This is a genomic window from Streptomyces sp. CB01373 (assembly GCF_002803075.1).
Lineage (GTDB): Bacteria > Actinomycetota > Actinomycetes > Streptomycetales > Streptomycetaceae > Streptomyces.
Genome location: NZ_NNBK01000018.1, coordinates 160497 through 183856, shown reverse-complemented (window position 1 = coordinate 183856; position 23360 = coordinate 160497). Strand labels below are relative to the sequence as shown.

The window sequence follows — 23360 nt, the reverse complement described above, 5'->3', positions numbered from 1 at the left end:
TGTACCTCGGCAACGGCAAAACCCTCACCACCACCCACACCCCCACCTACGGAACCGACCATGTCTGACACGGAGCAGGGCACCCGGTCCGGCCGGCTCGCGGACCCGGACGTCGAGGCGCGGCTCGCCCGGCTCGACGAACTCCTCGCGGGCCTCGAGGCCGCTCCGGGGCCGACCGTGCGGTCCGCCCTGGAGGCGGTGCGGCTGCTGACCGAGGTGTACGGCGAGGCGCTGGGCCGCGTGCTCGACCGCGCGGACGGTGAACTGACGGGGCGTCTGACCGACGACGAGCTGGTGGGCCATCTGCTGGTCCTGCACGAGATCCACCCCGAGCCGGCCGAGCGCCGGGCGGAGCGCGCCGTCGAACGGCTGCGCCCGGCCGTCCGGGAGCGCGGCGGCGACGTCGAGTGGGTGGGCGTGGAGGAGCAGGTGGCCCGGGTGCGGGTCACCACGGGCGGCGGCGGGTGCGGTGCCGGGTGCGGCGGCGGCACGGACGACGTGAGCGACGCCGTCCGTGCCGCCGTGCTCGCCGCCGCGCCCGAACTGGCGGCGGTGGAGGCGGTGGCCGCCGCGGCCGAGCGGCAGGCGGCCCCGGCGTTCGTCCCCCTGGACACGCTCATGCGCCGGAGTGCGCCACAGTCGCAGGAGCCGCGGTGAGCGGGGACGGGGCGCTGGCCCGTCTCATCCGTTCCTCGGCCGGCGGCAGCGCCGCGGCGGCGGGCGAGGTGTGCGATCTGTGCGCCGCGCCGGTGCCCGAGGACCACCGCCATCTCTACGACACCGCCGAGGCCGAGGTGCGGTGCGCCTGCGGCCCGTGCTCGGTGCTCTTCGCCGGAGACGGGGCGGGCGGCGGGCACCACCGGCTCGTCCCCCGGCGCCGGGTGCGGCTTCCGCACGTCGACACGGCGCCGCTCGGGGTGCCGGTCGGCCTGGTCTTCTTCGTGCCGCGCGCCGACGGCACGGTCACCGCCGAGGGCCCGAGCCCGGCAGGTTCCATGCGCTGGGAGGTGGACGCGGCGGCCTGGCGGCAGTTGGCCGGCCGGATCCCCGAACTCGGCGGCATGGAGCCCGAGGTGGAGGCGCTGCTCGTCAGCACCGTCCAGGGCATGGACCACCACTGGATCGTGCCCGTCGACGACTGCTTCCGGATGCTGGCCGTGGTCCGCCGCGAGTGGCGGGGCCTGTCCGGCGGGGGCCGGTTGTGGCCCGCCGTCGAGCAGTTCTTCGCGGAGCTGACCGAGCAGAACTGACCGAACGGAACCGGCCGGACGGAGCCGGCCGATCGCAGCTACCGGACGGAGCCGGCCGACATGCACGAGTTGTCGATCGCGACCGCGATCGTGGAACAGGCCGACGAGGTGGCCCGCGCCGAGGGCACGGGCCCCGTCTCGGTGGTGACGGTGCGGGTGGGCGAGTTGGCCGGGGTCGTGCCCGACGCGCTGAGCTTCGCCTTCGAGGTCGCCCGCGAGGGCACCGCCCTGGCCGGGGCCCGGCTCGTCGTCGAGCAGGTGACCGCGCACGCCCACTGCGTGCCGTGCGACGCGGAGTTCCCGGTCGGCATGCCCCCGTTCTTCTGGTGCCCGCACTGCGACCGTCCCTCGCGGGACCTGCGCAGCGGACGGGAGTTGGAGATCACCGCCATCGAGCCCGCGTCGTCGCCGGCGCCCTGACGGACCGTCCGGCGGCCGAACGGCCCCCACCGGTGCACGACGCACCGGCGAGGGCCGTTCGGTTCTGCGGGTCAGCAGATACGCGGCAGTTGCTCCCCCAGCGGCAGGTCGACGACCCGGGTGCCGCCGAGGCCGGTGGCGACGACCACCATGCCGGGGTGCTCGGCGACGCACTCGCCGATGAGCACGGCTCCGCCGCCCTGCGGGTGGGCACGCATCGCCTCCAGGACGGCCTCCGCCTCGGTGGGCGGCACGAAGGCGACGAGCCGGCCCTCGTTGGCCACGTACAGCGGGTCAAGGCCGAGGAATCCGCACGCGTTCGCGACCGCGTCGGGGACGGGGATGGCGCGTTCGCTCAGCCGGATCCCGGTGCCGGAGGCGCGGGCGATCTCGTTGAGGGAGGCGGCGAGACCGCCCCGGGTGGGGTCGCGCAGCACGTGGATGTCCGGGGTGACGGCCAGCATGGCGGCCACCAGGTCCCCCAGGGGCGCGGTGTCGCTGACGACCTCGACGCCGAACTCCAGGCCTTCCCGGACGCTCATGATCGCCACGCCGTGCAGGCCGATCGGGCCGCTGACGATGACGGCGTCGCCCGGCCGGGCGCGCTGTGGGCGGATGTCCACTCCTTCGGGGACGACACCGACACCGGCGGTGGTGACGTACACGCCGTCGCCGTGTCCGGCCTCCACCACCTTGGTGTCGCCGGTGGCCACGGTGACGCCCGCGGCCTCGGCGGCGGCGCCCATGGCGCGCGCGATCCGTTCGACCACGGTCAGCTCCACGCCCTCCTCCAGGACGAAGGCCGCGGAGAGGTAGGCGGGCCGGGCGCCGCTCATCGCCAGGTCGTTGACGGTGCCGTTGACCGCCAGGTCGCCGAGGCTGCCGCCGGGGAAGAACAACGGCCTGACGACGTAGGAGTCGGTGGAGAACGCCAGCCGGGTGCCGCCGAGGTGGAGGACGGCGGAGTCGCCCATGGCGGCGAGGACGGGGTTGCCGTAGGCCGGGGTGAAGACGTCCTGGATCAGTTCGGCGGACAGCGCGCCGCCTCCGCCGTGGCCCATCACCACGACCGGCTGGTCGCGCAGGGGGGCGGGGCAGGTCCAGTTCGCCGGGTCGACGGGGGCGTCGGCGGTCGCGGAAGCCAGTTCAGCCAACGGGGTTCATCTCCTCCTGCGGGATGCGGGAGCCCTGCGGCGCCGGGGCGCCCGGTGAGGCCTGTCCGGTCATCCGGCGGTACAGGTAGTAGGCGGCGCAGGCGCCCTCGCTGGAGACCATGGTGGCGCCGAGCGGGGTGCGCGGGGTGCAGGTGGTGCCGAACGCGGAGCACTCGGTGGGCTTGATCAGCCCTTGGAGCACCTCGCCCGCGCGGCACACGGCGGGTTCCTCGGTGCGGATGCCCGCGACGTCGAAGCGGTGCTCGGCGTCGTAGTCGCGGTAGGCCTCGGACAGCCGCCAGCCGCTGGCGGGGATGCGTCCGATGCCGCGCCAGGACCGGTCGGCGACCTCGAAGACCTCCTGGAGCATGGTCAGGGCGGCCGGGTTGCCCGCCTCCCGCACGGCGCGCGGGTAGGCGTTGTCCACCCGGTGCTCGCCGCGTTCGAGTTGGTGCACGGAACGGCGGATGCCTTCGAGGATGTCCAGCGGTTCGAACCCGGTGACCACGATCGGGACCCGGTGCCGCTCGGCGAGGTCCGGGTACTCGGCGGTGCCCATGACGCTGCACACGTGCCCGGCGGCGAGGAAGCCCTGCACCCGGCACGCCGGGGCCGACATGATCGCCTCGATGGCCGGTGGCACCCGCACATGCGAGACCAGCAGGCTGAAGTTGTCCAGGCCGAGGCGGCGGGCCTGGTGCACGGCCATGGCGTTGGCAGGAGCGGTCGTCTCGAAGCCGATGGCGAAGAAGACCACCTGCCGGTCCGGGTGCCGCTGGGCGAGCTGGAGGGCGTCGAGCGGCGAGTACACCACCCGTACGTCCCCGCCCCCGCCCTTGACCCGGAACAGGTCGCGGTCGGTGCCCGGCACCCGCAGCATGTCGCCGAACGAGCAGAAGATCACGTCGGGACGGGCGGCGATCTCCAGTGCCTTGTCGATGACCTCGAGGGGTGTCACGCACACCGGGCAGCCGGGGCCGTGGATCAACTCGACTTCCTCAGGCAGCAATTGGTCGATGCCGTGCCGGATGATCGAGTGGGTCTGACCGCCGCAGACCTCCATCAGCGCCCACGGCCGGGTGACCGTCGCGCGGATCTCGTCCAGCAGTCGCCGGGCCAGCTCGGGGTCGTTGAACTCGTCGATGTACTTCATCAGGCCTCACTCCCGCTCTTCTCGCGTTCTCCGGCTCCCGAGGCGTGCGGGGCCGGGTCGCCGGCCTGCTCGGCCGCCTGGGCCCAGGCGTCGCCGAACTCCTCCTCCAGCAGCCCCAGTTCCTTGAACAGCTCCAGGGACGCCCGGGCCGACTCCTCGTCCAGCCGCTGGAGGGCGAACCCGACGTGGACGATCACGTACTCCCCCACCCGCACATCGGGCAGGTACTCCAGACATGCCTTTTTCTGCACCCCGCCGAAGTCGATCAGACCGGTGAGCGGGTCGGCGTGGTGGTCGATGGCCACGACTTTGCCGGGCACTGCCAAACACATGGGTCACTCCGTCTCGTCGCTGTCGGTCGTCCGCCGGCTTCGCGGCCCTCGCGCGGGTCCCGGCCCGGTCGGCTCATCCGGCGGCTTCCTGGCGCCGCCGGTGGTGTGGCTCGCGTGCCGCGACCACGAGCTGTCCAAGGGCCAGTCCGCCGTCGTTCGGGGGGACTTCGCCGTGGCGCAGGACGGTGAAGCCATCCGTGGTGAGCAGCGCGGCGCACGCGTCCTCCAGCAGCCCGTTGGCGAAGACACCGCCGCTGAGGACGACGGTGGTCAGGCCGGTGGCGGCGCGGGCGCGGTGGCAGATCTCCGCGACGGCCCGCGCGAGGCCCCGGTGGAAGCGGGCCGCGAGGACCGGCGGCGGGGTGCCGCGCCGCCGGTCGTCGAGGAGCGCCCGCAGCATGGGCGCCGGGTCGCAGCCGAGGGGGCCTGGGCCGTCGGTGAAGCCGAAGGGGTACGCCGCGCTGTCGGCGTCGCGGGCCAGGGTCGCGGCCGCCTCCAACTCCAGCGCGGCCTGCGCCTCGTATCCCGCTCGGTGGCACACGCCCGCGAGGGAGGACACGGCGTCGAAGAGCCGGCCCGTGCTCGAGGTCGGCACACAGGCCAGGTCGCGCTCCAACTGCTTCCGCAGCAGCGCCCGTTCGTCCGGCGTGCAGGCGGCGACGCTGGGCAGGCGGGGGTCCCAGGGCAGTCCCGCGGCCCACAGCCGGGCCAGGGCGAGCCGGCAGGGGTTGGCCACGCCCGCGTCGCCGCCGGGCAGCGGGGCGGGGGTCAGCCGGGCGAAGCGGCGGTGGCCGGTGTAGTCGGAGAGCAGGAACTCGCCGCCCCAGACGGTGCCGTCGTCGCCGTATCCGGTGCCGTCGAAGGCGACGCCGATGACGGGCGTGGTGCCGTCGAGGCCGTGCTCGGCCATCGCCGAGGCGATGTGCGCGTGGTGGTGCTGGACCAGTACGGGCTCCGGCCGCGGAAGCCCGGCGGCGCGGCGGCGGGCCCAGCGGGCCGAGTGGTAGCCGGGGTGGCGGTCGGCGGCGACCAGGGCGGGGGTCACGCCGGTCAGGCGCAGCAGGTGCCGTTCCGCCCGGTGGGCGGCCTCCTGGGTGGCGAGGTCCCCCATGTCGCCGATGTGCGGCCCGAACCAGGCCTGCTCGCCGTCGCCGACGCACGGGGCGTTCTTCAGGTCGCCGCCCACCGCGAGGGCGGGGCGCACCGCGATCGGCAGGCGCAGGGGGCGGGGCGTGTAGCCGCGGGAGCGGCGCAGGACCTGTTCGGTGCCGTCGGGGCGCACCCGCAGCAGGGAGTCGTCGCAGGGGCAGGCGATGGGCCGGTCGTGGGCGAGCCAGGCGTCGGCCAGTCCGGCGAGCCGGGTCAGCGCCTCCTCGTCGTCGGTGACGATCGGTTCGCCGGAGCGGTTGCCGCTGGTCATCACCAGTGCGCGCGGGCCGGGGGGATCGCCGGGCAGCCCGAACAGCAGGGTGTGCACGGGGGTGTAGGGCAGCATCACGCCGACGTGGGGGCTGCCGGGGCAGACCTCGTCGGACAGGCGGAGCCCGTCCGGCCGTGGTCGCCGGCGCAGCAGGACGATGGGCCGCCTCGGGCCGGTGAGCGTGGCCCGTTCGCGGTCGGTGGGGCCGGCGATCCGCTCGACGGCGGCGAGGTCGGCGCACATCACGGCGAACGCCTTGCCGCCGCGTTCCTTGCGGGCCCGCAGGGTGGCGACGGCGCGGGTGTCGGTGGCGTCGCAGGCCAGGTGGTAGCCGCCGACGCCCTTGACGGCGACGATCCGTCCGGCGGCGAGCAGGGCCCGGGCGGCCGCCAGGGCGTCCGCGTCCCGGGCCGGGCGGAGCCCGCTGCCCGCTGCGGGGACCAGGCGCAGCCGGGGGCCGCAGTCGGGGCAGGCCACGGGCTGGGCGTGGAAGCGCCGGTCGGCGGGGTCGGTGTACTCCCGGGCGCAGGCGGGGCACATCGGGAAGCCGGCCATGGTCGTGACGGCGCGGTCGTACGGCATGGCGGTGGCGATGGTGAAGCGAGGGCCGCAGTGGGTGCAGGTGATGAAGGGGTGCCGGTGGCGGCGGTCGTCCGGGTCGGCCAGTTCGCGCAGGCAGTCGGCGCAGGTGGCGGTGTCGGGCGGGAGTTGGGTGCGGCCCGGGGAGTGTTCGGTGGCGCGGATGACGAACGGGCCGGTGGCGCCGTCGGCGGGAAGGTTCTCCAGGCCGACGCCGGTGACGGCGGCCAGCGGGGGCGGCTGCCGGGCCAGCCGGTCGCAGAACCGGGTGACGTCGTCGGGCGGCCCCTCGATCTCGATCAGCACGCCGGCGGCGGTGTTGCTGACGAAGCCGGCCAGCGCCAGGTCGGCGGCCAGGCGGTGCACGTACGGCCTGAAGCCCACGCCCTGCACGGTGCCGCGCACGGTGAGCCTGCGGCGTACCGGGCCGGTGACGGGTGCGGTCATGAGACGGGGGTGGTCGCCGGGTGCGGATGCGTGTGGTGGTCGTGGGCCTGCTCGCCGTCGGCGGCGTGGTCGTGGGTGTGGGGGTGCGGGGTGAGCGGCGGCCGGTGCTCCGGGGCGCCGTCACGGGCGGCCAGTGCGCGGTCCAGCACGGTTTCGACGCCGTCGCCGGTGCGCGCGCAGGTCCGTACGATCTCCACGCCGGGGTTGACCTGCTGCACATGGGCCCGGAAGGCGCTCTCGTCGAAGCCGGCGGCCTCGGCCAGGTCGGTCTTGGTGACCACGACCAGGTGGGCGGAGCCGAACGCGGTGGGGTACTTCAGTGGCTTGTCCTCGCCCTCGGTCACCGCCATCAGCACGATCCGCAGGGTCTCGCCGAGGTCGTACGACGCGGGGCAGACGAGGTTGCCGACGTTCTCCACGAACAGCACCGCCGTGTCCTCCGGCAGCCAGCCCTCCAGCCGGGAGCGGACCTGCCGGGCCTCCAGGTGGCAGAGTCCGTCGGTGAGCACCTGCTGCACCGGGGCGCCGGAGCGGGCCAGCCGGCGGGCGTCGTTCTCGGTCGCCAGGTCCGCGGTCAGCGCGGCCACCGGGACGCCCCGTTCGACGGCGCGGGCGAGTACCCGGCCGAGGAGTTCGGTCTTGCCGCTGCCGGGGCTGGACAGCAGGTTGACGGCGGCCACGCCCTGCCGGGCCAGGTCGCCGCGCAGGATGGCGGCGAGGTCGTCGTTCTTGGCGAGGACGGCCTGCTTGACGTCGACGGACCGGCACATGGCGCTGCTCCTGGGAGTCGGCTCGGGGCGGGGGCGGGGATGACGGGGAGGGCTGGGGCGGGAGAAACAGGGCGGGCTGGGGGGGAGAAACAGGGCGGGCGGGGGCGGGGCCCCTCACCGATCTTCGGCCGCGTCGGTGGCGAGGTGCGGGAGCGCAGCCGTGTGCGCGGGGGCGGATTCCTCCGTGCGGACCAACGGCGGGGTGGCCGTGGGGTCGGCGAGCAGCACCGGGATCATGGTGTGCAGGGCTTCGACGGCCGGGGCCACGGCGTCCCGTACCGGGTCGCTGAGCCCGGGCATGATGTCCTCGTCGCCGCGGGGCCGCACCTGGGGCTCGCAGGCGAGCACGAGGACGCGCGGGAGCGGCCCGTCGCCCAGGTGGGCGGCCAGGGCGAGCACCTTGGCCGGGTCCATGCCGTGGGCCTCCGGCGGGGCCGCGGCGCCGGTCTCCGAGTCGGGGAGTTCCGCCTCGATCAGGGACAGGGTGCCGGGCCGGTGTCCGCGCGGTGCCGCGTCGACGAGGACGGCCGTGTCGTAGCCGTCCAGCAGTTCGTAGGCGAGGTCGAGGCCGCGGATGCCGTAGTCCCGCACCCGGACCACGGCCGGCAGCGGACGGGTGCCGAGGGCCTGGATCACCTCGGGGCCGAAGGCGTCGTCGGCGAGGAAGATGTTGCCGACACCGGCGACCAGGATGCGGGCGGCGGGCGGCGGCGTCATCGGGTGCCTCCGGTGAGCGGGGCGGGGGCCTGGGTCAGGGGACGGGCGCAGGCGCCGGGGAGTTTGCGGACGAACGCCGAGCGCAGTGCGTGGTAGGGGGCGGCGGGGTCGAAGAAGATGTCGTGCATCCGGGCGAGTTCGGCGCGCCGGTGGTCCGCGAGCGGCCGTACGGCCTCGTCGCGTGCGCGGGCCGACGCCTTGGCGTCGATGCGCCGGCCGAGGTCGGGCGCGTCGGCGAGCGCGGCCGCCATAAGGTCCACCTCGGCGGTGAACTCCCCTGCTGGAACGGGCACGAGACGGTCCACCAGGCCGAGGCCGTGCGCGGTCGCGGCGCTCACCGGAAGGGCCTCGGTGGTCAGCCGCCCGGCCGTGCCGGTGCCGGTGCGCCGGGGCAGGCTGTACGTCCAGAACTCCGAGCCGTACAGGCCCATCCGGCGGTAGTGCGGGTTGAGCACGGCGCCGGTGCGGCACCACACCTCGTCGGCGGCGAGGGCGAGCATGACGCCGCCCGCGGCGGCGTTGCCGCCGAGCGCGGCGACGACCAGCCGGTCGGTGGTGCGCAGCACCGCCTCGACCAGGTCGTCCATGGCGTTGAGGTTGGCCCACGACTCGGCGGCCGGGTCCTCGGACGCCTCGATGACGTTCAGATGGATGCCGTTGGAGAAGAAGTCGCGGGCGCAGCCGAGGACGAGTACCGGGGTGGGGCGGGAGAGGGCGTGGCGGTAGGCGGCGAGCAGTCTGCGGCAGTGGTCGGTGCTCATCGCGCCGCCGGGAAAGGAGAAGGAGACGAAGCCGACCTCGCCGCGCTGCCGGTAGCGGATGTCGGTCCAGGTGCTCCGGTCCGGGGGCAGTTCGAGCGGGACGGCGGCCTCCGGGAGGCCGGTCGGGCCGAGGACCGAGGCGGCCGGGCGTTTGAAGGGGGCGGGGTCGCCGGAGTTCTTGCGCGGCCTGAGTTCCGGGATCCACACGGCGCCGTCCCGGGTGGCCCGGCACACCGCTCCCGCCCGGGTGGCGAGCAACTCTCCCGGACGGCCGCGCAGTTGGTCCTCCGGGTGGCCACCGTGCAGGAACAGTTCACGGCCGTGGAGTTCGTCGAGGACTCCGGGCTGCGAGTCGGCGCCCCTCAGCTTGCGCAGCACGGTCGCCGTGCTGTCGTTCTCCCAGTCGACGCGGCGCCGCTCCTGGCGCAGGAAGCCGCGCCGGACGACGCCGATGGAGGGGTCGCTCTGCGGCAGCGGTTTGAAGGAGCCCTCCGCGTAGCGCCGTACGGCCTGGAGTACGGCGGTCACGGCGGCGTCGGAGGCCTCGTTGCGGTACAGGTCGCTCTTGCCGACCGGCGCCGTGGGGAACGGCACGGCCGCCCAGATGTCGCCGGCGTCCATCGCCGCCTCGGCCTGGAGGACCGTGACGCCCCACTCGGGTGCCTGGTCGGCGATCGCCCAGTCCAGCGAGGAGGGACCGCGGTCCCCCGGTGGGCCGGGGTGCACGATGAGGCAGGGGTGCTCCCGCCACACGTCCTCGGGCAGCGCGGTCTTGAGCATCGGCGCGATGACGAGCTCCGGGTTCGTCCCGGTGACGGCGGCACGGACGGCGTCGGGACCGTGCGCGGCGAGCACGACGTCGACGCGGTGGCCGTGGTCCGTCAGTTCGGCGTAGACGCGCTGGGACAGGCTGTTGAACGCACTGGCGACGAGCAGAATGTCCATGACGCAGCATGGTGTCCGGTTCGTAACGCCTTGGGGAAGGACCCCGGCGGGGCGTTCGTCCGACTGCCTCAGGCGCACTCCGCCGTCCGCGTCAGGTCTTTCCCTCCATCCGGATCGCGTTGCGCGGATCGTCCAGGGCGCGGCTCGACGGGCAGGCGCCCAGCGCGTCGTTTCACTACTTTCTGATCATATGATGTAACAGTCTGCGCATGAATGATCGGCAGAACATCGACGGAGCCCCCGGCCGCCCCCGTCGCCGTCGCGCGCTGCGCGGGACCCTGCTGGCCGCGGCGACCACCGCGGCACTGGCCGGCGGTTCCCAGGCGACGGCGGGCCCGAACGTCGGCCTCGGCCCCGACTGGGACGCCATCGCCGCCTGCGAGTCCAGCGGCGACTGGAGGGCCAACACCGGCAACGGGTACTACGGCGGGCTCCAGTTCCGCCAGTCCAGCTGGGTGGCCGCGGGCGGCCTGAAGTACGCGCGCCGGGCGGACCTGGCCTCGCGCCGTGAGCAGATCGCCGTGGCCGGGCGGCTGGCCGTCCTCCAGGGGATGTCGGCCTGGGGCTGTTCCTGACGGCGCCTCGGGCGCTCAAGCACCGTTCGCTGCACGCCGGTCGGGACGGCGGACGGTCAGCACAGCACGGCGAGCGCGCCGGGCAGCACACGGGCCGTGACGGGCAGCACCGCCTCGACCTCGCCGTCGGCGCCGTAGGGCACCTCCCGGTCGGCGGCGATCCGGATCCGTTCGCCCCGCAGGATCCGCACCTCGGGGCGCTCGACGTGCGCGCCCGACTTCAGCTCGTTCATCAGCGTGAAGAAGAGCCGTCGTGGTGCCTCGCGGATCATCACCACGTCGAGCAGGCCGTCGTCGACGCGGGCGCCGGGCGCGATCATGCGACCGGAGCCGTAGAAGGCGGAGTTGGCGGCCACCACGGTGTAGCCGCGGTGGATGTGCTCCTCCCCGTCGACGGTCACGTGGTAGGTCGCCGCCCGCCAGGTGGCCACGGCGCGCAGCCCGCCGGCGTAGTAGGAGGCGGCGCCGCGCAGCAGCCGGGAGTTGTTCGCGTGCCGGTTGGCGAGCGCGTCGACGCCCGCGTACACGCTGCCGAGGACGACGGTGCGCGGGTGCGCGGCCGACTCCACCTCGACGGTGTCGACGCGGCGCGGGGCGCCGTGCAGCAGGATGCCGGCCAACGCGGCAGGATCGCCGGGCAGTTGGAGCGCGCGGGCGAAGTCGTTGCCGCGGCCCGCGGGGATCAGGCCCAGGAGGGTGGCGGTGCCGCTGAGGGCTCCGCCGATGCCGCCCGCGATGCCGTCGCCGCCCACGGCGAGCACCACGCGGTCGCGCTCGCCGGCCCGGCGGGCGAGGTCCTGGGCGTGGGTGAGGCTGCGGCTGTACTCGGTCTCCACCCCGGCGCCGGCCTCCCGGAGCAGCCTGGCGACCCGCAGCAGCGCCGCGGCCCCGGCGGATCCGCCCGCGGTGGGGTTGACGATGGCGGTGAACTGTCGCATCGGTGGGGCCTCCGGGACGGAAACGGGGTGGGGCGGGGGGGCAGCCGGGGTCAGTCGAGGGGCAGCAGGACGCCCGGGTTGAGCAGGCCGTCGGGGTCCAGTCGGTGCTTGACGGCCCGCAGGGCCGCTACGCCGAGCGGGCCGGCCTCCCGGACGTATCCGTCGCGGTGGTCGGTGCCCACGCCGTGGTGGTGGCTGATGGTGCCGCCCGCGGCGAGGATCGCCTCGTTCGCGGCCCGCTTGGCGGGCGCCCAGTGCGCCACCGGGTCGTCGCCCTGGGCGCTGACCACGGTGAAGTACAGCGAGGCGCCGTTCTCGTAGACGTGCGAGATGTGGCACATCACCAGGGGCGGGGTGCCCGACTCGGCGAGCGTGGTGGTCAGCGCCTCCCGGACAGCGGCGTACAGCCCGGGGATCCGGGACCAGAAGGCGGCGGTCTCCAGCGTCTCGGCGAACGCGCCCGCGTCCAGGAGGGAGTCGCGCAGGTAGGGCGCCGAGTAGCGGCCGTGGGCCCAGCGCTCCCCCGGTTCCTCGCCCAAACAGGTGCCGCCGCCCTCGCGCAGCACGGCCGCGGCCCGCCGCCTGCGGTGCGCGGTGTCCTCGGCGGTGCCCTCGTAGCCGGCGATCGCCTGGCAGCCGGCGGCCCGTTGGCCGTCCGGGGAGCCGATGGCGTCGGGCTGGGCGAGGCCGATCAGGGTCTCGGTCTCGTCGGACAGGCGCAGCACGGTCGGGCGCGGCCCGTCCTGGGCGAGCCGGCGCAGGGCCGCGGCACCCTGCTCGAAGGAGGCGAAGCGCCAGCCCTCGTACACGCGGGTCTGCGGGAGGGGACGCAGGCGCACGGTCACCGAGGTGATCACGCCGAACGCGCCCTCGGAGCCGAGGACGAGCTGGCGCAGGTCGGGTCCGGCCGCCGAGCGCGGGGCGCGGCCGGCCTCGACCGTGCCCTCGGGCGTGGCGAGGGTGAGGCCGAGCACCATCTCGTCGAAGCGCCCGTACCCGGCCGAGGCCTGCCCGCTGGAGCGGGCGGCGGCGAAACCGCCGAGGGTCGCCCACTCGTAGGACTGGGGGAAATGGCCGAGCGTGAAGCCGTGTTCGGCCAGCAGAGCCTCCGCGTCCGGGCCGCGCAGGCCGGCTTGCAGGGTGGCGGTACGGGAGACCGGGTCCAGGGCGAGCAGCCGGTTCATCCGGCGCAGGTCCAGGGCGACGAAGGGGCGCCGGCGTTCGGGGGCGAGACCGCCGACGACGGAGGTGCCGCCGCCGAACGGGACCAGCGCGAGGCCGTGGGCGGTGCAGGCGCGCAGCACGGCGAGTACGTCGTCGTGGTCCGCGGGGAGCACCACGGCGGCCGGGACGTCCGTGACGTCGCCGTCTCTGATGCGCAGCAGATCGGGGGTGGACCTGCCACGGGTGTGGCGGATCCGGGATTCGTCGTCGGTGCGGATGTGCGCCTCGCCGCCGACGGCCTCGCCCAGGGCACGGAGCGCGTCCGCGGTCAGCGGTGAGGCGGGGACGCGGATCGCCTCCAGGGCGACCGGCCCGGACTCGCGCGGCTTGACGCCGAGCAGATCGCGCAGGAGCCCGGTCACCGAGTCGGGCAGCGGTGTGGCCCTGGCCGGGTCGCCCCAGCCGCTCCACAGCATGTCCATGGGGTGTTCCTCACCGGTCGTGTCGAAGGAGACGTGCGCGCGTTACACTGTGACACATGACGCCTATTCGTCACAATGGCCCGGCCGGGCCGGACCGCGCAGACCGCCCCGGCCGCTCGGACGGTGATCCCGTGCTCGACGCCGTGCGCGACTGCGTCCTGGCCGTCGGCGTACGGCGTACGACGCTGACGGACGTGGCCCGCCGCGCGGGCGTGTCCCGGATGACGCTCTACCGCCGCTGGCCCGATGTGCGGTCCCTGGTCGGCGACCTGATGACGCGGGAGTGGATCGCCGTGGCCGTCGGGGCGATGCCGGAACGCGCGCCCGGGACGACCGCGCGCACGCTGATCGTCGACGGGCTGGTGGCCGGGGTGAGGGCGTTCCGCGCCCACCCGCTGTTCCGCAAGATCGTCGACGTGGACCCCGAGCTGCTGCTCCCCTATGTGCTGGATCGCCGGGGAGCCAGCCAGGAGGCCCTGCTGTCCCTGCTCGCCGACCACCTGCGCGACGGCCACGACGACGCGTCGGTGCGCACCGGCCATACCAAACGGCAGGCACGATCCCTGCTGCTGGTCGTGCAGTCCTTCACGCTGTCGCTGCGCACCATGACCGAGGAGGACGACCCCGGCCTGGACGGCGAGGCCTTCCTCGCGGAACTGCGGACCATCCTGGAGAGGACCCTGACGCCATGAGCCTCGGCACCGGCCCGGCCGCCCCCGCCCGCACGGCTCCGGGCACCTCGCTCACCGCCGCCCGCCGCGTCCGCGAACTGGCCAGGACCGTCGGCGGTCCGGCCGTGGACGTCCTGGTCGTCGGCCTGGGCGCGACCGGCGCCGGGGCCGCGCTGGACGCCGCGGCGCGCGGACTGACCGTCGCCGCGATCGACGCGCACGACCTGGCCTTCGGCACCTCACGCTGGAGTTCCAAACTCGTCCACGGCGGACTGCGCTACCTCGCCTCCGCCCAGTTCGACGTCGCCCACGAGAGCGCGGTCGAACGCGGTGTGCTGATGGAACGCACCGCCCCCCACCTGGTCGGCGCCCAGCCGTTCGTGCTGCCCCTCACTCCTCTGGTCTCGCGCGGGCAGGCCGCCCTGGCCCGGGCCGGCTTCCGGGCGGGCGACGGGCTGCGGCTGGCGGCGCGCACCGCCCGCGCCACCCTGCCGGTGCCGCGCAGGCTGTCCGTGGTGGAGACCCGCCACCTCGCGCCCGCCGTGCGCGGCGCCGGGCTGCGCGGCGGGCTGCTGTCCTGGGACGGGCGGCTGACCGACGACGCCCGTCTGGTGACCGCGCTCGCCCGGACGGCGGCGGGGCGCGGCGCCCGCGTCCTGACCCGGGTCCGGGCCCTGGAACTCACCGGCTCGGGGGCCCGGGTGCGGGACGAACTGACCGGCGAGGAGGGCGAGATCCGGGCCCGCGCCGTGATCAACGCCTCCGGGGTGTGGGCGGGCGGCCTGGTGGACGGCATCCGGGTCCGGCCCTCGCGCGGTACCCACCTCGTGCTGCGCCCCGGCGTGCTCGGTCCGCTGCCGGCCGGGCTGCACATCCCGGTCCCCGGGGAGACCAACCGCTTCGTCCTGGTCCTGCCGCAGGACGACGGCCGGGTCTACGTCGGGCTCACCGACGAGCCCGTCGAGGGCGGCGTCCCGGACGTACCGGAGGTCCCTGAGTCCGACATCGGCTTCCTGCTCGACGTGCTGGCCTCGGCCCTCGACGTGCCCGTACGCCGCGACGACGTGGCCGGGGCCTTCGCGGGTCTGCGGCCGCTGCTGGACACGACGCCGGCGAACGGATCCGACTCGGCGCCCCGGACCGCGGACATCTCCCGCAGGCACGCGGTGCTCACCTCGCCGGACGGCGTGGTCACCGTGGTGGGCGGCAAGCTCACCACGTACCGGCGCATGGCGGAGGACGCCGTCGACTCCGCCGTAGCCGCGCACGGACTCGGCGCGGGCCCCTCCCCCACGGCCTCCCTCCCCCTCGTCGGCGCCGCGTCACCACAGGCTCTGGCCGCGCTGCGGGCCCCGCGCCGCCTGGTCCGCCTCTATGGCACGGAGGCACCGGCCGTCCACGCCCTGGGCGCTCGGGACCCGCACCTGCGTGCCCCCGTACTGGAGGGCCACCCCGTCACCCGCGCCGAACTCCTCTGGGCCGCACACCACGAGGGCGCCCTCGACGAGTCCGACCTCCTGGACCGCCGCACCCGAATCGGCCTGATCCCCTCCGACCGGACAAGAGCGCTGGAGGCCGCCCGAGAGGTGCTGGGCGAGACTCTGGGCTCCCGGTGAAGAGGCACCTCACCAGGGCATCTCTCAGGCGGCGAAGGCCTGGCCCTGTTCCTCGAGGCGGTCGAGGAGCTGGAGGTGGTGGAGGGCGGAGACCGGGGCGAGGAGATCGGGGTGGCGGAGCAGGGCCGCTGCCTGCCGGTCGCCCTCGTCGGGAGTCACCAGGCGGCGGAACACGGGGGGCGTGGAGGTCGGTTCGGTCGCCTCGGCGAGCGCGTCCACCGCGCGCCAGGCCAGTTCGGGGTCGGTGAGCAGACAGGCGGCCCAGCTCAGTACGACCTCGTCCACCCAGGTGCGCCACGCGTGCGCGTCCGGGTCGTCGCCCTCGACGCCGTCCGCGCCGGCGATCCGGTCGAGGCGGGCCGAGCCCCCGGGGCCGGCCATCATCACCAGCGCGGCGTCCATCGGCGTCGGGTAGCGCAGACGGGCCGCGACCGTCACCGCCTGGCGTGCCTGCGCCTCGCACAGGGCGGAGGCCAGGGCGCCGCCGGACGCCGGGTAGGCGCTGGTCAGCCAGTGGGTGGTCGCTGCGATGAGCGGGGAGAGATCTTCGTGCACTGCCGGACCGTTCGAGCTATTCACGGACAAAAGGACTACCTGAAACGGTAGCCCGCGCCCCGGGCCGAGGAATATGACCCAGGCCGCCCCCAGGGCGTGGCTTCCGCCACATTCGCACGCGCCGACGACGATGAGCGGCGGCGCCCGCCCGGAAGGCGGCCCCGGTCAGGCCCCGGCGGGGAAGCGCTCCCAGACGCGGTGGGTGCCGAGGAGGGACCTGACCTCCTCCAGCGTGGCGGGACCACCGGCGCCGACGATCACGCCGGGCGCGTCGACCGGCACACCGGCTGCCCGGAGCGCATACCGGGGCAAGGCCGTTCAAGGCCTCCGGGCCGCAACCCTCCAGGTCACAGCGGTTAGAGTGACGCGCCGGCGAGGAGGGGAGAAAGCGATGCGGCTTCGGGCGGGGACGGCGTGGCGGGGTTCGGCCACTGTGGTGGCGCTGCTGCTGGGCGGCGCGCTGACGGCGTGCTCCGGGGCGCCGCACGAGGGCCCCTCCGCCGTGCGGGCGACGGACGCGACGGGCACAGCCGTCCGCAGCGGGGGCACGATCGGCGCCCGGGGTTCGGCGTGCGAGCTTCCCGTCACCTTCGACATCGCCGAGGACTGGAAGGCCGAGGCGGTGGATCCGACGGCGGCCGGCGACTCCCCCGCCGGCAAGGAGGTCGCAGACGCGCTGCTGCGCCAGGGCCCGGTGACCACCGTGTGCGAGGTCGACGCCAAGCCCGCGGGGAACATCGGTTTCCTCCGCGTGTTCACCGGCTCCCCGGACGCGGGGGACGCGAGCACGGTGCTTCGGGCCTTCGTGGCCGCGGAGAAGGACGTGAGCGAGGAGACGTACCGCTCGTTCACGACGGGCGGGCTCGAAGGCGTCGAAGTCGAGTACCTGCGCACGAGCGAGTTCCTGGACGAGTCGAAGAAGGAACGCGCCCTGGCCGTCAGCACGGACCAGGGCCCCGTGGTCCTGCACCTCGGCGGCCTGGACACCGAGGAACACGAACACATGCTCCCCGCCTACGAACTCGCCAGGCGGACTCTGCGCGGTGCCTGAGCCTCCCACGCGGGGCGACCGGCTCGGCCGGTGAGTCTCCGGACCACGGCGTCCCGTCAGCGGCTTCCGGAGGGCGCCCGTACTCTGGGGGCCGTGCACATCTGTTTCGTCTGCAGCGGGAACATCTGCCGGTCGCCGTCCGCGGCGCTGGTGTTCGCCGAGCGGTTGCGCCGGGCGGGGCTCACGGACGCGGTCCGGGTCAGCAGTGCCGGCATCGGTCCCTGGCACGTCGGCGAGGCCATCGACGAGCGGGCCGGTGAGGCGCTGACCCGGCACGGCTACCCGGTGCGGCACGTCGCCGCCCAGGTCGGGGCCGAGCACCTGGACGCCGATCTGCTCCTGGCCATGGACCGCGACCACGAGAAGGCGCTGCGGCGGCTCGTCGACGAACCGTCCCGCGTGCGGCTGCTGCGCTCGTTCGACCCGCGGGCGACCGGCGACCTGGACGTGCCCGACCCGTACTACGGCGGCCCGGAGGGCTTCGAAGCGGTACTGGCCATGATCGAGGCCGCGACCCCGGGCCTGCTCGACTGGGTGCGCGAGCGCCTGCCCGCGTGACCGCCGGCCCGCCGCGGGGCTCCGGTTCCGGTTCCGGTTCCGGTTCCGGTTCCGGTTCCGGTTCCGGCGAGGATCCCGCTGCCGCGGCCGCCCGGCTGACCGGACGTGCGGCGACCCGACGGGGCTCGTCGGCGGGGAACCCCGCCGAGGTGACCCTCGACGACGGCCGGGTGGTCGTGGTCAAGCGCGGTGAGGAGCCGGAGGCGGTGCGCGCCGAGGCCGCCGGGCTGTGCTGGCTCGCCGAGGCGGGCGCGGTGCGGGTCCCCGCCGTGCACGGCCACGACCGCCGGTGGCTGGTCACCGGCCGGGTTCCGTCCGGCCGGCCCGGTCCGGGAGCGGCGGAACGGTTCGGCCGTGACCTGGCCGCCCTGCACGCCGCCGGGGCACCCGCGTTCGGTGCCGCCCCGCCCGGCGGGCCGCGCGAGGCGTACATCGGGCTCGCACCGATGCGCAACGTGCCCGGCACCGACTGGCCGGGCTGGTACACCGAGCACCGGGTGCTCCCCTATCTGCGCCGCGCGGCCGACGACGGCGTCCTGCGCCCCGCCGAGGCCGCCGTGATCGAGCGCGCACTGGAACGGCTGCCCGAACGGGCCGGGCCCGCCGAGCCGCCCGCGCGACTCCACGGCGACCTGTGGAACGGCAACGTGCTGTGGGGTGCGGACGGCGAGGTGTGGCTGATCGACCCGGCCGCGCACGGCGGCCACCGGGAGACCGACCTGGCGATGCTCCAGCTCTTCGGCTGCCCGCACCTGGACCGGGTACTGGACGGATACCAGCAGGCCGCGCCGCTCGCCGACGGCTGGGCGGACCGTGTCGGACTGCACCAGCTCTTCCCGCTGCTGGTGCACACGGTGCTCTTCGGGCGCGGATACGCCGAACAGGCCGTCGCCGCGGCCCGTGGCGTCGGCGGCTGACCCTACGTGTCGTCCTGGACGTCGCTCTCCACCAGCCGGGCGAGGTTGTCCAGGGCCATCCGCGTCCCCAGCTCGTTGTCCGCGCGCGGCACCTCGTCGGGGATGCCCTCGTGCACGATCACGACCTCCGTCCCGCCGTCCGCCTCGGCCAGTGACGTGGTCATCGTCATCGTGCCGTGCAGGGAGTCCTCGTCGGTCTCGAACGCGAGCACCTCGACCACCAGCCGACCGGGCACGAGCCGGGCGAAGTGCCCCCGGTAGGTGTCCGTGCGGGCACCCGACTTGCCCCGGGCGCCCGGCTCGTCGTAGGAGAGGGACACCCGGAACGTGCCGCCCTCGCGGGCGTCGAACTCGTGGACGTGAGCGGTCATTCCGTCGGGGACGCGCCATCTCGCCACCGCGTCGGGGTCGGTGAGGGCCCGGTAGACGGCGGCGGGAGTGGCCCGCACCCGCCGTGAGACCCGTGTGGCATACATGGCGGCAACGTACACGCGCGACGGGCGCGGTGCCTCACGATTGTCCCGGTTTTGTCACCAAGTGGCCCTGGAGTCCCAGGGGTTGCTTCGGCGCTTTTCCGCCGTGCTATGAAATACGCCGTCACAGTGGCGCGCGGCGTCCCACGGGGACGCCGTACGCCATGTCGGTCCGGTCCGTGAGGGCCGTAGGGGGAAGGTGTCACCGCTGTGAACCGTAAGCGCACGACCGTCGCGGCACTGGCCGCGGCCGGGGTCCTCACCGCCGCTCAGCTGGGTCTCGCCGGGGCCGCTTCCGCGGCGACCGCCGCGCCGCAGAGCTCGGGCTGCCCGATCGACATCGTCTACCCGTCCCGTTTCTACGTGGACCACAACGGGTGGGTGACGAACGGCGGCCTGTACTTCGGCATCAAGAGCAAGACCACGAAGAAGATCAAGAACGTCACGTTCACGGTCACCAACGTCAAGAACGTCCGCTTCAGCACGGCGACACCGAAGGGCGGCAAGATCAGCCGCAGGACCTCGCAGGTCGTGACGGTCCGCACCACGACCTTCAAGGGCAAGGCGAGCCTCGGCTTCAAGGTCCGCACCCATCTGCTGAACACCAGGAGCTACAAGGTGAAGTTCGCCCTGCACGGCTCCGGCTGGAACTGCGCCGTCAACCAGGGCACGTGGGGCGCCTGACCCCGTGAACGGCGCCCCGGCCCGCGCGGGCCGGGGCACCGCCGTGCCGGGCCGGGGCACGGCGTGCGCGGACCATGATCGGCGCCGCCCGGGTACGCGGGTGACCGCGGGGTACGCTGCGAATACGGGCGCTTGAAAGCGCCGCCCTGTGCGCACCGGTGCCCGCGGCTGCGAGAAGGGCGGGTGCGGATGGACTGGCGTGGGTTCGCCGAGCAGATGGCCCAGCTCGCCCGGCGCCTGCTGGCCCAGGACTCCACACAGGAGACGCTCGACGAGATCGTCCGGGCGTCCGTCGAGCTGATCGACGGGTGCGAGGCCTCCGGGATCCTGGCGGTGCGCAAGGGGCGCGCCGTGACGCTGGCCGCCAGCGGGGACCTGGTCGTGGAGTCCGACCGGTTGCAGGGCGAGACGGGCGAGGGGCCCTGCTTCGACGCGGCCCGCCGCGTCGACGGCGACCGGCTGTTCCGCATCGCGGACCTCACCCGGCCGCAGCCGGCGTGGCCGCGGTACGCGCCGGCCGCCCGCGACCTGGGCATCGGCAGCATGATGGGTTTCCTGCTGTACACCCAGGACCAGGACTTCGGGGCACTCAACCTGTACTCCAGCCGCCCCGGCTCCTTCACCAAGGACAGCGAGACAGCGGGCTGGCTGCTCGCCTCGCACGCCGCCGTCGCCGTGGCGGGTGCCAGAACCGTCGACCAGCTCGAGCACGCGTTGGAGACCCGGCACGCCATCGGCGAGGCCATGGGCATCCTGCGGGAGCGGCACGGCCTCAGCGAGGAGGACGCCTTCGCCGTCCTGCGCCGCATCTCCCAGCACCACAACATCAAGATCCGCGACCTCGCCCAGACCATCCGTACCGACGCCCACAAGGAAACCTGACACGGCAGCGGACACGGCACGGCCGGGCACTGCCTCTCGCCTCACGGGGCGCGGCAGTGTAGACATGGCTCATGGTCCGACTCCCGGGTCGCACCGGCTCCCGGTCGGCCCGCCGTCCCCATCGACGGCGTCTCGAGCTCGCGTCCGGCCCGACCCGGCGGGCGCGCGGGCGGTCCGGGCATGGCCACACGGGCGGGAACAGACCGTCCGCGCTGCGCTCGGCCCTCGGCGGGCGCAGCGTCGCGGGACAGGTGTTCCTGCTCCAGGTCGCCATCGTGCTGCTGCTGGTCGCGGCCGCCGTGGTGGCGCTGGTGCTCCAGGTGCGGCACGACAGCGACGACGAGGCCCGCAACCGCTCGCTCGCCGTCGCCGAGACGTTCGCCAACGCGCCGGGAGTCCGGGAGGCGCTCGCCGCCCCCGACCCGACGGCGGTGCTGCAACCGCGGGCCGAGGCGGCCCGCAAGGACGCGCACGTCGACTTCGTCGTCGTGATGAACACCCACGGAGTCCGCTACACCCACCCCGAGCCGGACCGCATCGGCAAGAGGTTCGTCGGCACCTTCCAGCCCGCGCTGGCCGGCCGCACCGTCGTCGAGCAGGTCGACGGGACCCTCGGGCCGCTGGTGCAGGCCGTCGTGCCGATCCGGGCGCCGGACGGCAAGGTGGTGGGCCTGGTGTCGGCCGGCATCACCACCAGGAACGTCGGCGGCCTGGCGGACCGGCAGCTGCCGGTGGTACTGAGCGCCGCGGCCGCGGCCCTCGCCCTGGCCACGGCGGGCACCGCCCTGGTCACCCGCCGGCTGCTGCGCCAGACCCATGGGCTCGGCCCGCGGGAGATGACCCGGATGTACGAGCACCACGACGCGGTGCTGCACTCCGTCCGGGAAGGCGTGATCATCGTCGGCGACGACGGAAGACTGCTGCTGGCCAACGACGAGGCGCGGCACCTGCTCGGCCTGCCCGAGGACGCCGAGCGCCGCCCCGTGCTCGACCTCGGCCTCGACCCCGGGACCGCCGAGCTGCTGGCCTCCGGCCGGATCGCCACCGACGAGGTGCGCCTGGTCGGCGACCGGCTGCTGGCGATCAACCAGCGGCCCACGGACATGGCGGGCGGCCCGTCGGGCAGTGTGGCCACCCTGCGCGACTCCACGGAGCTGCGCGCCCTGTCCGGCCGGGCGGAGAAGGCACGGGAACGCCTCAGTCTGCTCTACGACGCCGGTGTGGGCGTCGGCACGTCCCTGGACGTGACCCGGACCGCCGAAGAACTCGTCCGGGTCGCCGTTCCCCGGTTCGCGGACTTCGCGACCCTGGACCTGTACGACGCCGTGCTGGCCGGCGAGGACCCGGATCCGGGGGCCGCGCTGCGCCGCACCGCCTTCGCCGGGATCCGTGAGAACACACCGCTGTACCCGCTGGGCCAGGAGATCCGCTTCATTCCCTCCACCCCGCAGGCGCTCAGTCTCAAGTCCCGCCGGCCGGTCCTCGAACCCCGTCTTGAGGCGGCCCCGGGCTGGCAGGCACAGGACGCCGAGCGCACCGAGCGGGTGCTGGCGTCCGGCATCCACTCGCTGATCGCCGTGCCCGTGCGGGCGGGCAACCTGCTCCTCGGGCTGGTCAGCTTCTGGCGGTCGGAGAAGGACGAGCCCTTCGACACCGAGGAGCTGGCCCTGGCCGAGGAGCTGGTGGCCCGGGCGGCGGTCTCCATCGACAACGCCCGCCGCTACACCCGCGAGCACGGGCTGGCGGTCACCCTCCAGCGCAGTCTGCTGCCGCGCAGCCTGCCCGAGCAGAACGCGCTGGACGTCGCCTCCCGCTATCTGCCCGCGCAGGCGGGCGTGGGCGGCGACTGGTTCGACGTGCTGCCGCTGTCCGGGGCGCGGGTCGCGCTCGTCGTCGGGGACGTGGTCGGGCACGGGCTGCACGCCGCGGCCACGATGGGGCGGCTGCGGACCGCGGTCAGCAACTTCTCCGCCCTGGACCTGCCGCCCGACGAGCTGCTCGGGCTGCTGGACGAGCTGGTCTGCCGTATCGACCAGGACGAGACGGCAGACAGTTCCGGTGCGCCCGTCGCCGGCGCGACCTGCCTGTACGCGATCTACGATCCTGTCTCGCGCCGCTGCGCGGTCGCCCGCGCCGGCCATCCGCCGCCCGCCGTGGTCGGGCCCGACGGGGACGTGACGTTCCCCGACCTGCCCGCCGGTCCTCCGCTCGGGCTGGGCGGGCTGCCGTTCGAGACGGCGGAGCTGGAGCTGGCCGAGGGCAGCCGGCTGGTCCTGTACACCGACGGGCTCGTGATGGACCGGGAGCGGGACATCGACACCGGGCTGGCGGAGCTGCGCGCCGCTCTCGCCTCCGCCGGCGAGTCCCCGGAGGACACGTGCCGGGCCGTCCTGGACGTCCGGCCGTCCCGGCCGGTGGACGACATCGCGGTGCTCGTGGCCCGCACCCGGGCACTGGGTCCCGGGCAGGTGGCCGAGTGGGACGTGCCCGGGGAGGCGTCGGCGGTCGGGGACGTGCGCGCGGCGGTGAGCCGGCGGCTGGTGGAGTGGGGTCTCGAGGAGCTGACGTTCGCCACCGAGCTGATCCTCAGCGAGCTGGTCACCAACGCGATCCGTTACGGAGCCGAGCCCATCCGCGTCCGGGTGCTGTGCGACCGCTCCCTGATCTGCGAGGTCTTCGACAGCAGCAGCACCTCCCCGCATCTGCGCTATGCGGCGAGCACGGACGAGGGGGGCCGCGGGCTGTTCCTAGTGGCGCAGCTCGCCGAGCGGTGGGGCACCCGGTACACGCCGACCGGCAAGGCCATCTGGGCGGAACAGCCGCTGCCCTGAGTGGCCTCTCCCGCC

At 74.6% G+C, this 23360-nt stretch carries 24 protein-coding genes; 12 read left to right on the top strand and 12 right to left on the bottom strand.

All coding sequences use genetic code 11. The features are described 5' to 3' along the window. The first annotated feature begins 60 nt into the window (after positions 1-60). Genes CG719_RS27910 through hypA form a run of 3 tightly spaced genes read left to right on the top strand, consistent with a single transcriptional unit; the run spans position 61 to position 1670 of the window. Entirely contained in the window at positions 61-657 is a 597-nt protein-coding gene (locus tag CG719_RS27910) for a NifU family protein (protein WP_100571459.1), read from the top strand. Continuing rightward, complete coding sequence (locus CG719_RS27905) at positions 654-1250, top strand: DUF5947 family protein (RefSeq protein ID WP_100571458.1); 597 nt, start codon at positions 654-656, stop codon at positions 1248-1250. The genes CG719_RS27910 and CG719_RS27905 overlap by 4 nt, the downstream gene beginning before the upstream one ends. Positions 1251-1310: 60 nt before the next feature. Further along, positions 1311-1670: a hydrogenase maturation nickel metallochaperone HypA gene (gene hypA, locus CG719_RS27900; RefSeq protein WP_100571457.1), complete on the top strand. Its 360-nt coding sequence runs from the start codon at positions 1311-1313 to the stop codon at positions 1668-1670. 71 nt (positions 1671-1741) lie between these two features. On the opposite strand, the gene hypE is transcribed toward hypA, so the two are convergent. The 7 genes from hypE to CG719_RS27865 form a co-directional block, all read right to left on the bottom strand. After that, positions 1742-2824 carry a hydrogenase expression/formation protein HypE gene (gene hypE, locus CG719_RS27895; RefSeq protein WP_100571456.1) on the bottom strand — a complete coding sequence of 361 codons (1083 nt, stop codon included), beginning with the start codon at positions 2822-2824 and terminating at the stop codon, positions 1742-1744. Beyond that, positions 2817-3977 carry a hydrogenase formation protein HypD gene (gene hypD, locus CG719_RS27890; RefSeq protein WP_100571455.1) on the bottom strand — a complete coding sequence of 387 codons (1161 nt, stop codon included), beginning with the start codon at positions 3975-3977 and terminating at the stop codon, positions 2817-2819. Before hypD ends, hypE begins: the two co-directional genes overlap by 8 nt. Beyond that, positions 3977-4309 carry a HypC/HybG/HupF family hydrogenase formation chaperone gene (locus tag CG719_RS27885; protein WP_100571454.1) on the bottom strand — a complete coding sequence of 111 codons (333 nt, stop codon included), beginning with the start codon at positions 4307-4309 and terminating at the stop codon, positions 3977-3979. The genes hypD and CG719_RS27885 overlap by 1 nt, the downstream gene beginning before the upstream one ends. Positions 4310-4382: 73 nt before the next feature. Beyond that, entirely contained in the window at positions 4383-6755 is a 2373-nt protein-coding gene (gene hypF, locus CG719_RS27880; protein WP_100571453.1) for a carbamoyltransferase HypF, read from the bottom strand. Continuing rightward, the gene (gene hypB / locus CG719_RS27875) at positions 6752-7525 is read right to left on the bottom strand and encodes a hydrogenase nickel incorporation protein HypB (RefSeq protein ID WP_100571452.1); all 774 of its coding nucleotides are present in this window, start codon (positions 7523-7525) and stop codon (positions 6752-6754) included. The genes hypF and hypB overlap by 4 nt, the downstream gene beginning before the upstream one ends. Positions 7526-7639: 114 nt before the next feature. Further along, positions 7640-8242 carry a hydrogenase maturation protease gene (locus CG719_RS27870; protein WP_100571451.1) on the bottom strand — a complete coding sequence of 201 codons (603 nt, stop codon included), beginning with the start codon at positions 8240-8242 and terminating at the stop codon, positions 7640-7642. Next, complete coding sequence (locus CG719_RS27865) at positions 8239-9948, bottom strand: hydrogenase maturation protein (protein WP_100571450.1); 1710 nt, start codon at positions 9946-9948, stop codon at positions 8239-8241. The genes CG719_RS27870 and CG719_RS27865 overlap by 4 nt, the downstream gene beginning before the upstream one ends. A gap of 209 nt (positions 9949-10157) precedes the next feature. Between CG719_RS27865 and CG719_RS27860 the strand changes: the two genes are divergently transcribed. Beyond that, entirely contained in the window at positions 10158-10523 is a 366-nt protein-coding gene (locus CG719_RS27860) for a transglycosylase family protein (protein WP_100571449.1), read from the top strand. A gap of 56 nt (positions 10524-10579) precedes the next feature. Here the strand turns inward: CG719_RS27860 and CG719_RS27855 are convergent, their stop codons facing one another. After that, on the bottom strand, positions 10580-11461 hold the full coding sequence (locus tag CG719_RS27855; RefSeq protein WP_100571448.1) for a YegS/Rv2252/BmrU family lipid kinase: 882 nt from the start codon (positions 11459-11461) through the stop codon (positions 10580-10582). Between the two features lie 50 nt (positions 11462-11511). Beyond that, the gene (locus CG719_RS27850; RefSeq protein ID WP_100571447.1) at positions 11512-13107 is read right to left on the bottom strand and encodes an FAD-binding oxidoreductase; all 1596 of its coding nucleotides are present in this window, start codon (positions 13105-13107) and stop codon (positions 11512-11514) included. A gap of 56 nt (positions 13108-13163) precedes the next feature. Between CG719_RS27850 and CG719_RS27845 the strand changes: the two genes are divergently transcribed. Continuing rightward, positions 13164-13799: a TetR/AcrR family transcriptional regulator gene (locus CG719_RS27845; protein WP_100571446.1), complete on the top strand. Its 636-nt coding sequence runs from the start codon at positions 13164-13166 to the stop codon at positions 13797-13799. Continuing rightward, a complete protein-coding gene (locus CG719_RS27840) occupies positions 13796-15394 on the top strand; it encodes a glycerol-3-phosphate dehydrogenase/oxidase (protein WP_100571445.1) in 1599 nt (532 codons plus the stop codon). The genes CG719_RS27845 and CG719_RS27840 overlap by 4 nt, the downstream gene beginning before the upstream one ends. Before the next feature lie 24 nt (positions 15395-15418). On the opposite strand, the gene CG719_RS27835 is transcribed toward CG719_RS27840, so the two are convergent. Together CG719_RS27835 and CG719_RS35525 are read right to left on the bottom strand one after the other, a co-directional pair. Continuing rightward, on the bottom strand, positions 15419-15949 hold the full coding sequence (locus CG719_RS27835; RefSeq protein ID WP_100571444.1) for a hypothetical protein: 531 nt from the start codon (positions 15947-15949) through the stop codon (positions 15419-15421). 165 nt (positions 15950-16114) lie between these two features. After that, entirely contained in the window at positions 16115-16261 is a 147-nt protein-coding gene (locus CG719_RS35525) for a hypothetical protein (protein WP_159024968.1), read from the bottom strand. 79 nt (positions 16262-16340) lie between these two features. On the opposite strand from CG719_RS35525, the gene CG719_RS27830 reads away from it, so the two are divergent. The 3 genes from CG719_RS27830 (at position 16341) to CG719_RS27820 (ending at position 18475) form a co-directional block, all read left to right on the top strand. Continuing rightward, positions 16341-17000 (top strand): lipoprotein, encoded by a 660-nt coding sequence (locus tag CG719_RS27830; RefSeq protein WP_100571443.1) that lies wholly within the window; start codon positions 16341-16343, stop codon positions 16998-17000. Positions 17001-17093: 93 nt separating this feature from the next. Next, complete coding sequence (locus CG719_RS27825) at positions 17094-17558, top strand: low molecular weight protein-tyrosine-phosphatase (protein WP_100571442.1); 465 nt, start codon at positions 17094-17096, stop codon at positions 17556-17558. 95 nt (positions 17559-17653) lie between these two features. Further along, positions 17654-18475: a fructosamine kinase family protein gene (locus tag CG719_RS27820; protein ID WP_234375791.1), complete on the top strand. Its 822-nt coding sequence runs from the start codon at positions 17654-17656 to the stop codon at positions 18473-18475. A 2-nt stretch (positions 18476-18477) separates the two neighbouring features. On the opposite strand, the gene CG719_RS27815 is transcribed toward CG719_RS27820, so the two are convergent. Then, entirely contained in the window at positions 18478-18951 is a 474-nt protein-coding gene (locus CG719_RS27815) for an SRPBCC family protein (protein WP_100571440.1), read from the bottom strand. A gap of 207 nt (positions 18952-19158) precedes the next feature. Here CG719_RS27815 and CG719_RS27810 point away from each other — a divergent pair, with 207 nt between their 5' ends. The 3 genes from CG719_RS27810 (at position 19159) to CG719_RS27800 (ending at position 23345) form a co-directional block, all read left to right on the top strand. After that, a complete protein-coding gene (locus CG719_RS27810) occupies positions 19159-19632 on the top strand; it encodes a hypothetical protein (protein ID WP_100571439.1) in 474 nt (157 codons plus the stop codon). Between the two features lie 189 nt (positions 19633-19821). After that, positions 19822-20514: a GAF and ANTAR domain-containing protein gene (locus CG719_RS27805; protein WP_100571438.1), complete on the top strand. Its 693-nt coding sequence runs from the start codon at positions 19822-19824 to the stop codon at positions 20512-20514. Positions 20515-20585: 71 nt separating this feature from the next. Then, the gene (locus tag CG719_RS27800) at positions 20586-23345 is read left to right on the top strand and encodes a SpoIIE family protein phosphatase (RefSeq protein WP_100571437.1); all 2760 of its coding nucleotides are present in this window, start codon (positions 20586-20588) and stop codon (positions 23343-23345) included. The last annotated feature ends 15 nt before the right edge of the window (positions 23346-23360 follow it).

Coding starts and splice junctions, on each gene's coding strand:
- CG719_RS27800 (WP_100571437.1), top strand. CDS start 20,586: ATGGTCCGACTCCCGGGTCGCACCGGCTCCCGGTCGGCCCGCCGTCCC.
- hypB (WP_100571452.1), bottom strand. CDS start 7,525: ATGTGCCGGTCCGTCGACGTCAAGCAGGCCGTCCTCGCCAAGAACGAC.
- CG719_RS27860 (WP_100571449.1), top strand. CDS start 10,158: ATGAATGATCGGCAGAACATCGACGGAGCCCCCGGCCGCCCCCGTCGC.
- CG719_RS27855 (WP_100571448.1), bottom strand. CDS start 11,461: ATGCGACAGTTCACCGCCATCGTCAACCCCACCGCGGGCGGATCCGCC.
- CG719_RS27850 (WP_100571447.1), bottom strand. CDS start 13,107: ATGGACATGCTGTGGAGCGGCTGGGGCGACCCGGCCAGGGCCACACCG.
- CG719_RS27840 (WP_100571445.1), top strand. CDS start 13,796: ATGAGCCTCGGCACCGGCCCGGCCGCCCCCGCCCGCACGGCTCCGGGC.
- CG719_RS27910 (WP_100571459.1), top strand. CDS start 61: ATGTCTGACACGGAGCAGGGCACCCGGTCCGGCCGGCTCGCGGACCCG.
- CG719_RS27815 (WP_100571440.1), bottom strand. CDS start 18,951: ATGTATGCCACACGGGTCTCACGGCGGGTGCGGGCCACTCCCGCCGCC.
- hypF (WP_100571453.1), bottom strand. CDS start 6,755: ATGACCGCACCCGTCACCGGCCCGGTACGCCGCAGGCTCACCGTGCGC.
- CG719_RS27805 (WP_100571438.1), top strand. CDS start 19,822: ATGGACTGGCGTGGGTTCGCCGAGCAGATGGCCCAGCTCGCCCGGCGC.
- CG719_RS27845 (WP_100571446.1), top strand. CDS start 13,164: ATGACGCCTATTCGTCACAATGGCCCGGCCGGGCCGGACCGCGCAGAC.
- CG719_RS27830 (WP_100571443.1), top strand. CDS start 16,341: ATGCGGCTTCGGGCGGGGACGGCGTGGCGGGGTTCGGCCACTGTGGTG.
- hypD (WP_100571455.1), bottom strand. CDS start 3,977: ATGAAGTACATCGACGAGTTCAACGACCCCGAGCTGGCCCGGCGACTG.
- CG719_RS27885 (WP_100571454.1), bottom strand. CDS start 4,309: ATGTGTTTGGCAGTGCCCGGCAAAGTCGTGGCCATCGACCACCACGCC.
- CG719_RS27865 (WP_100571450.1), bottom strand. CDS start 9,948: ATGGACATTCTGCTCGTCGCCAGTGCGTTCAACAGCCTGTCCCAGCGC.
- CG719_RS27870 (WP_100571451.1), bottom strand. CDS start 8,242: ATGACGCCGCCGCCCGCCGCCCGCATCCTGGTCGCCGGTGTCGGCAAC.
- hypA (WP_100571457.1), top strand. CDS start 1,311: ATGCACGAGTTGTCGATCGCGACCGCGATCGTGGAACAGGCCGACGAG.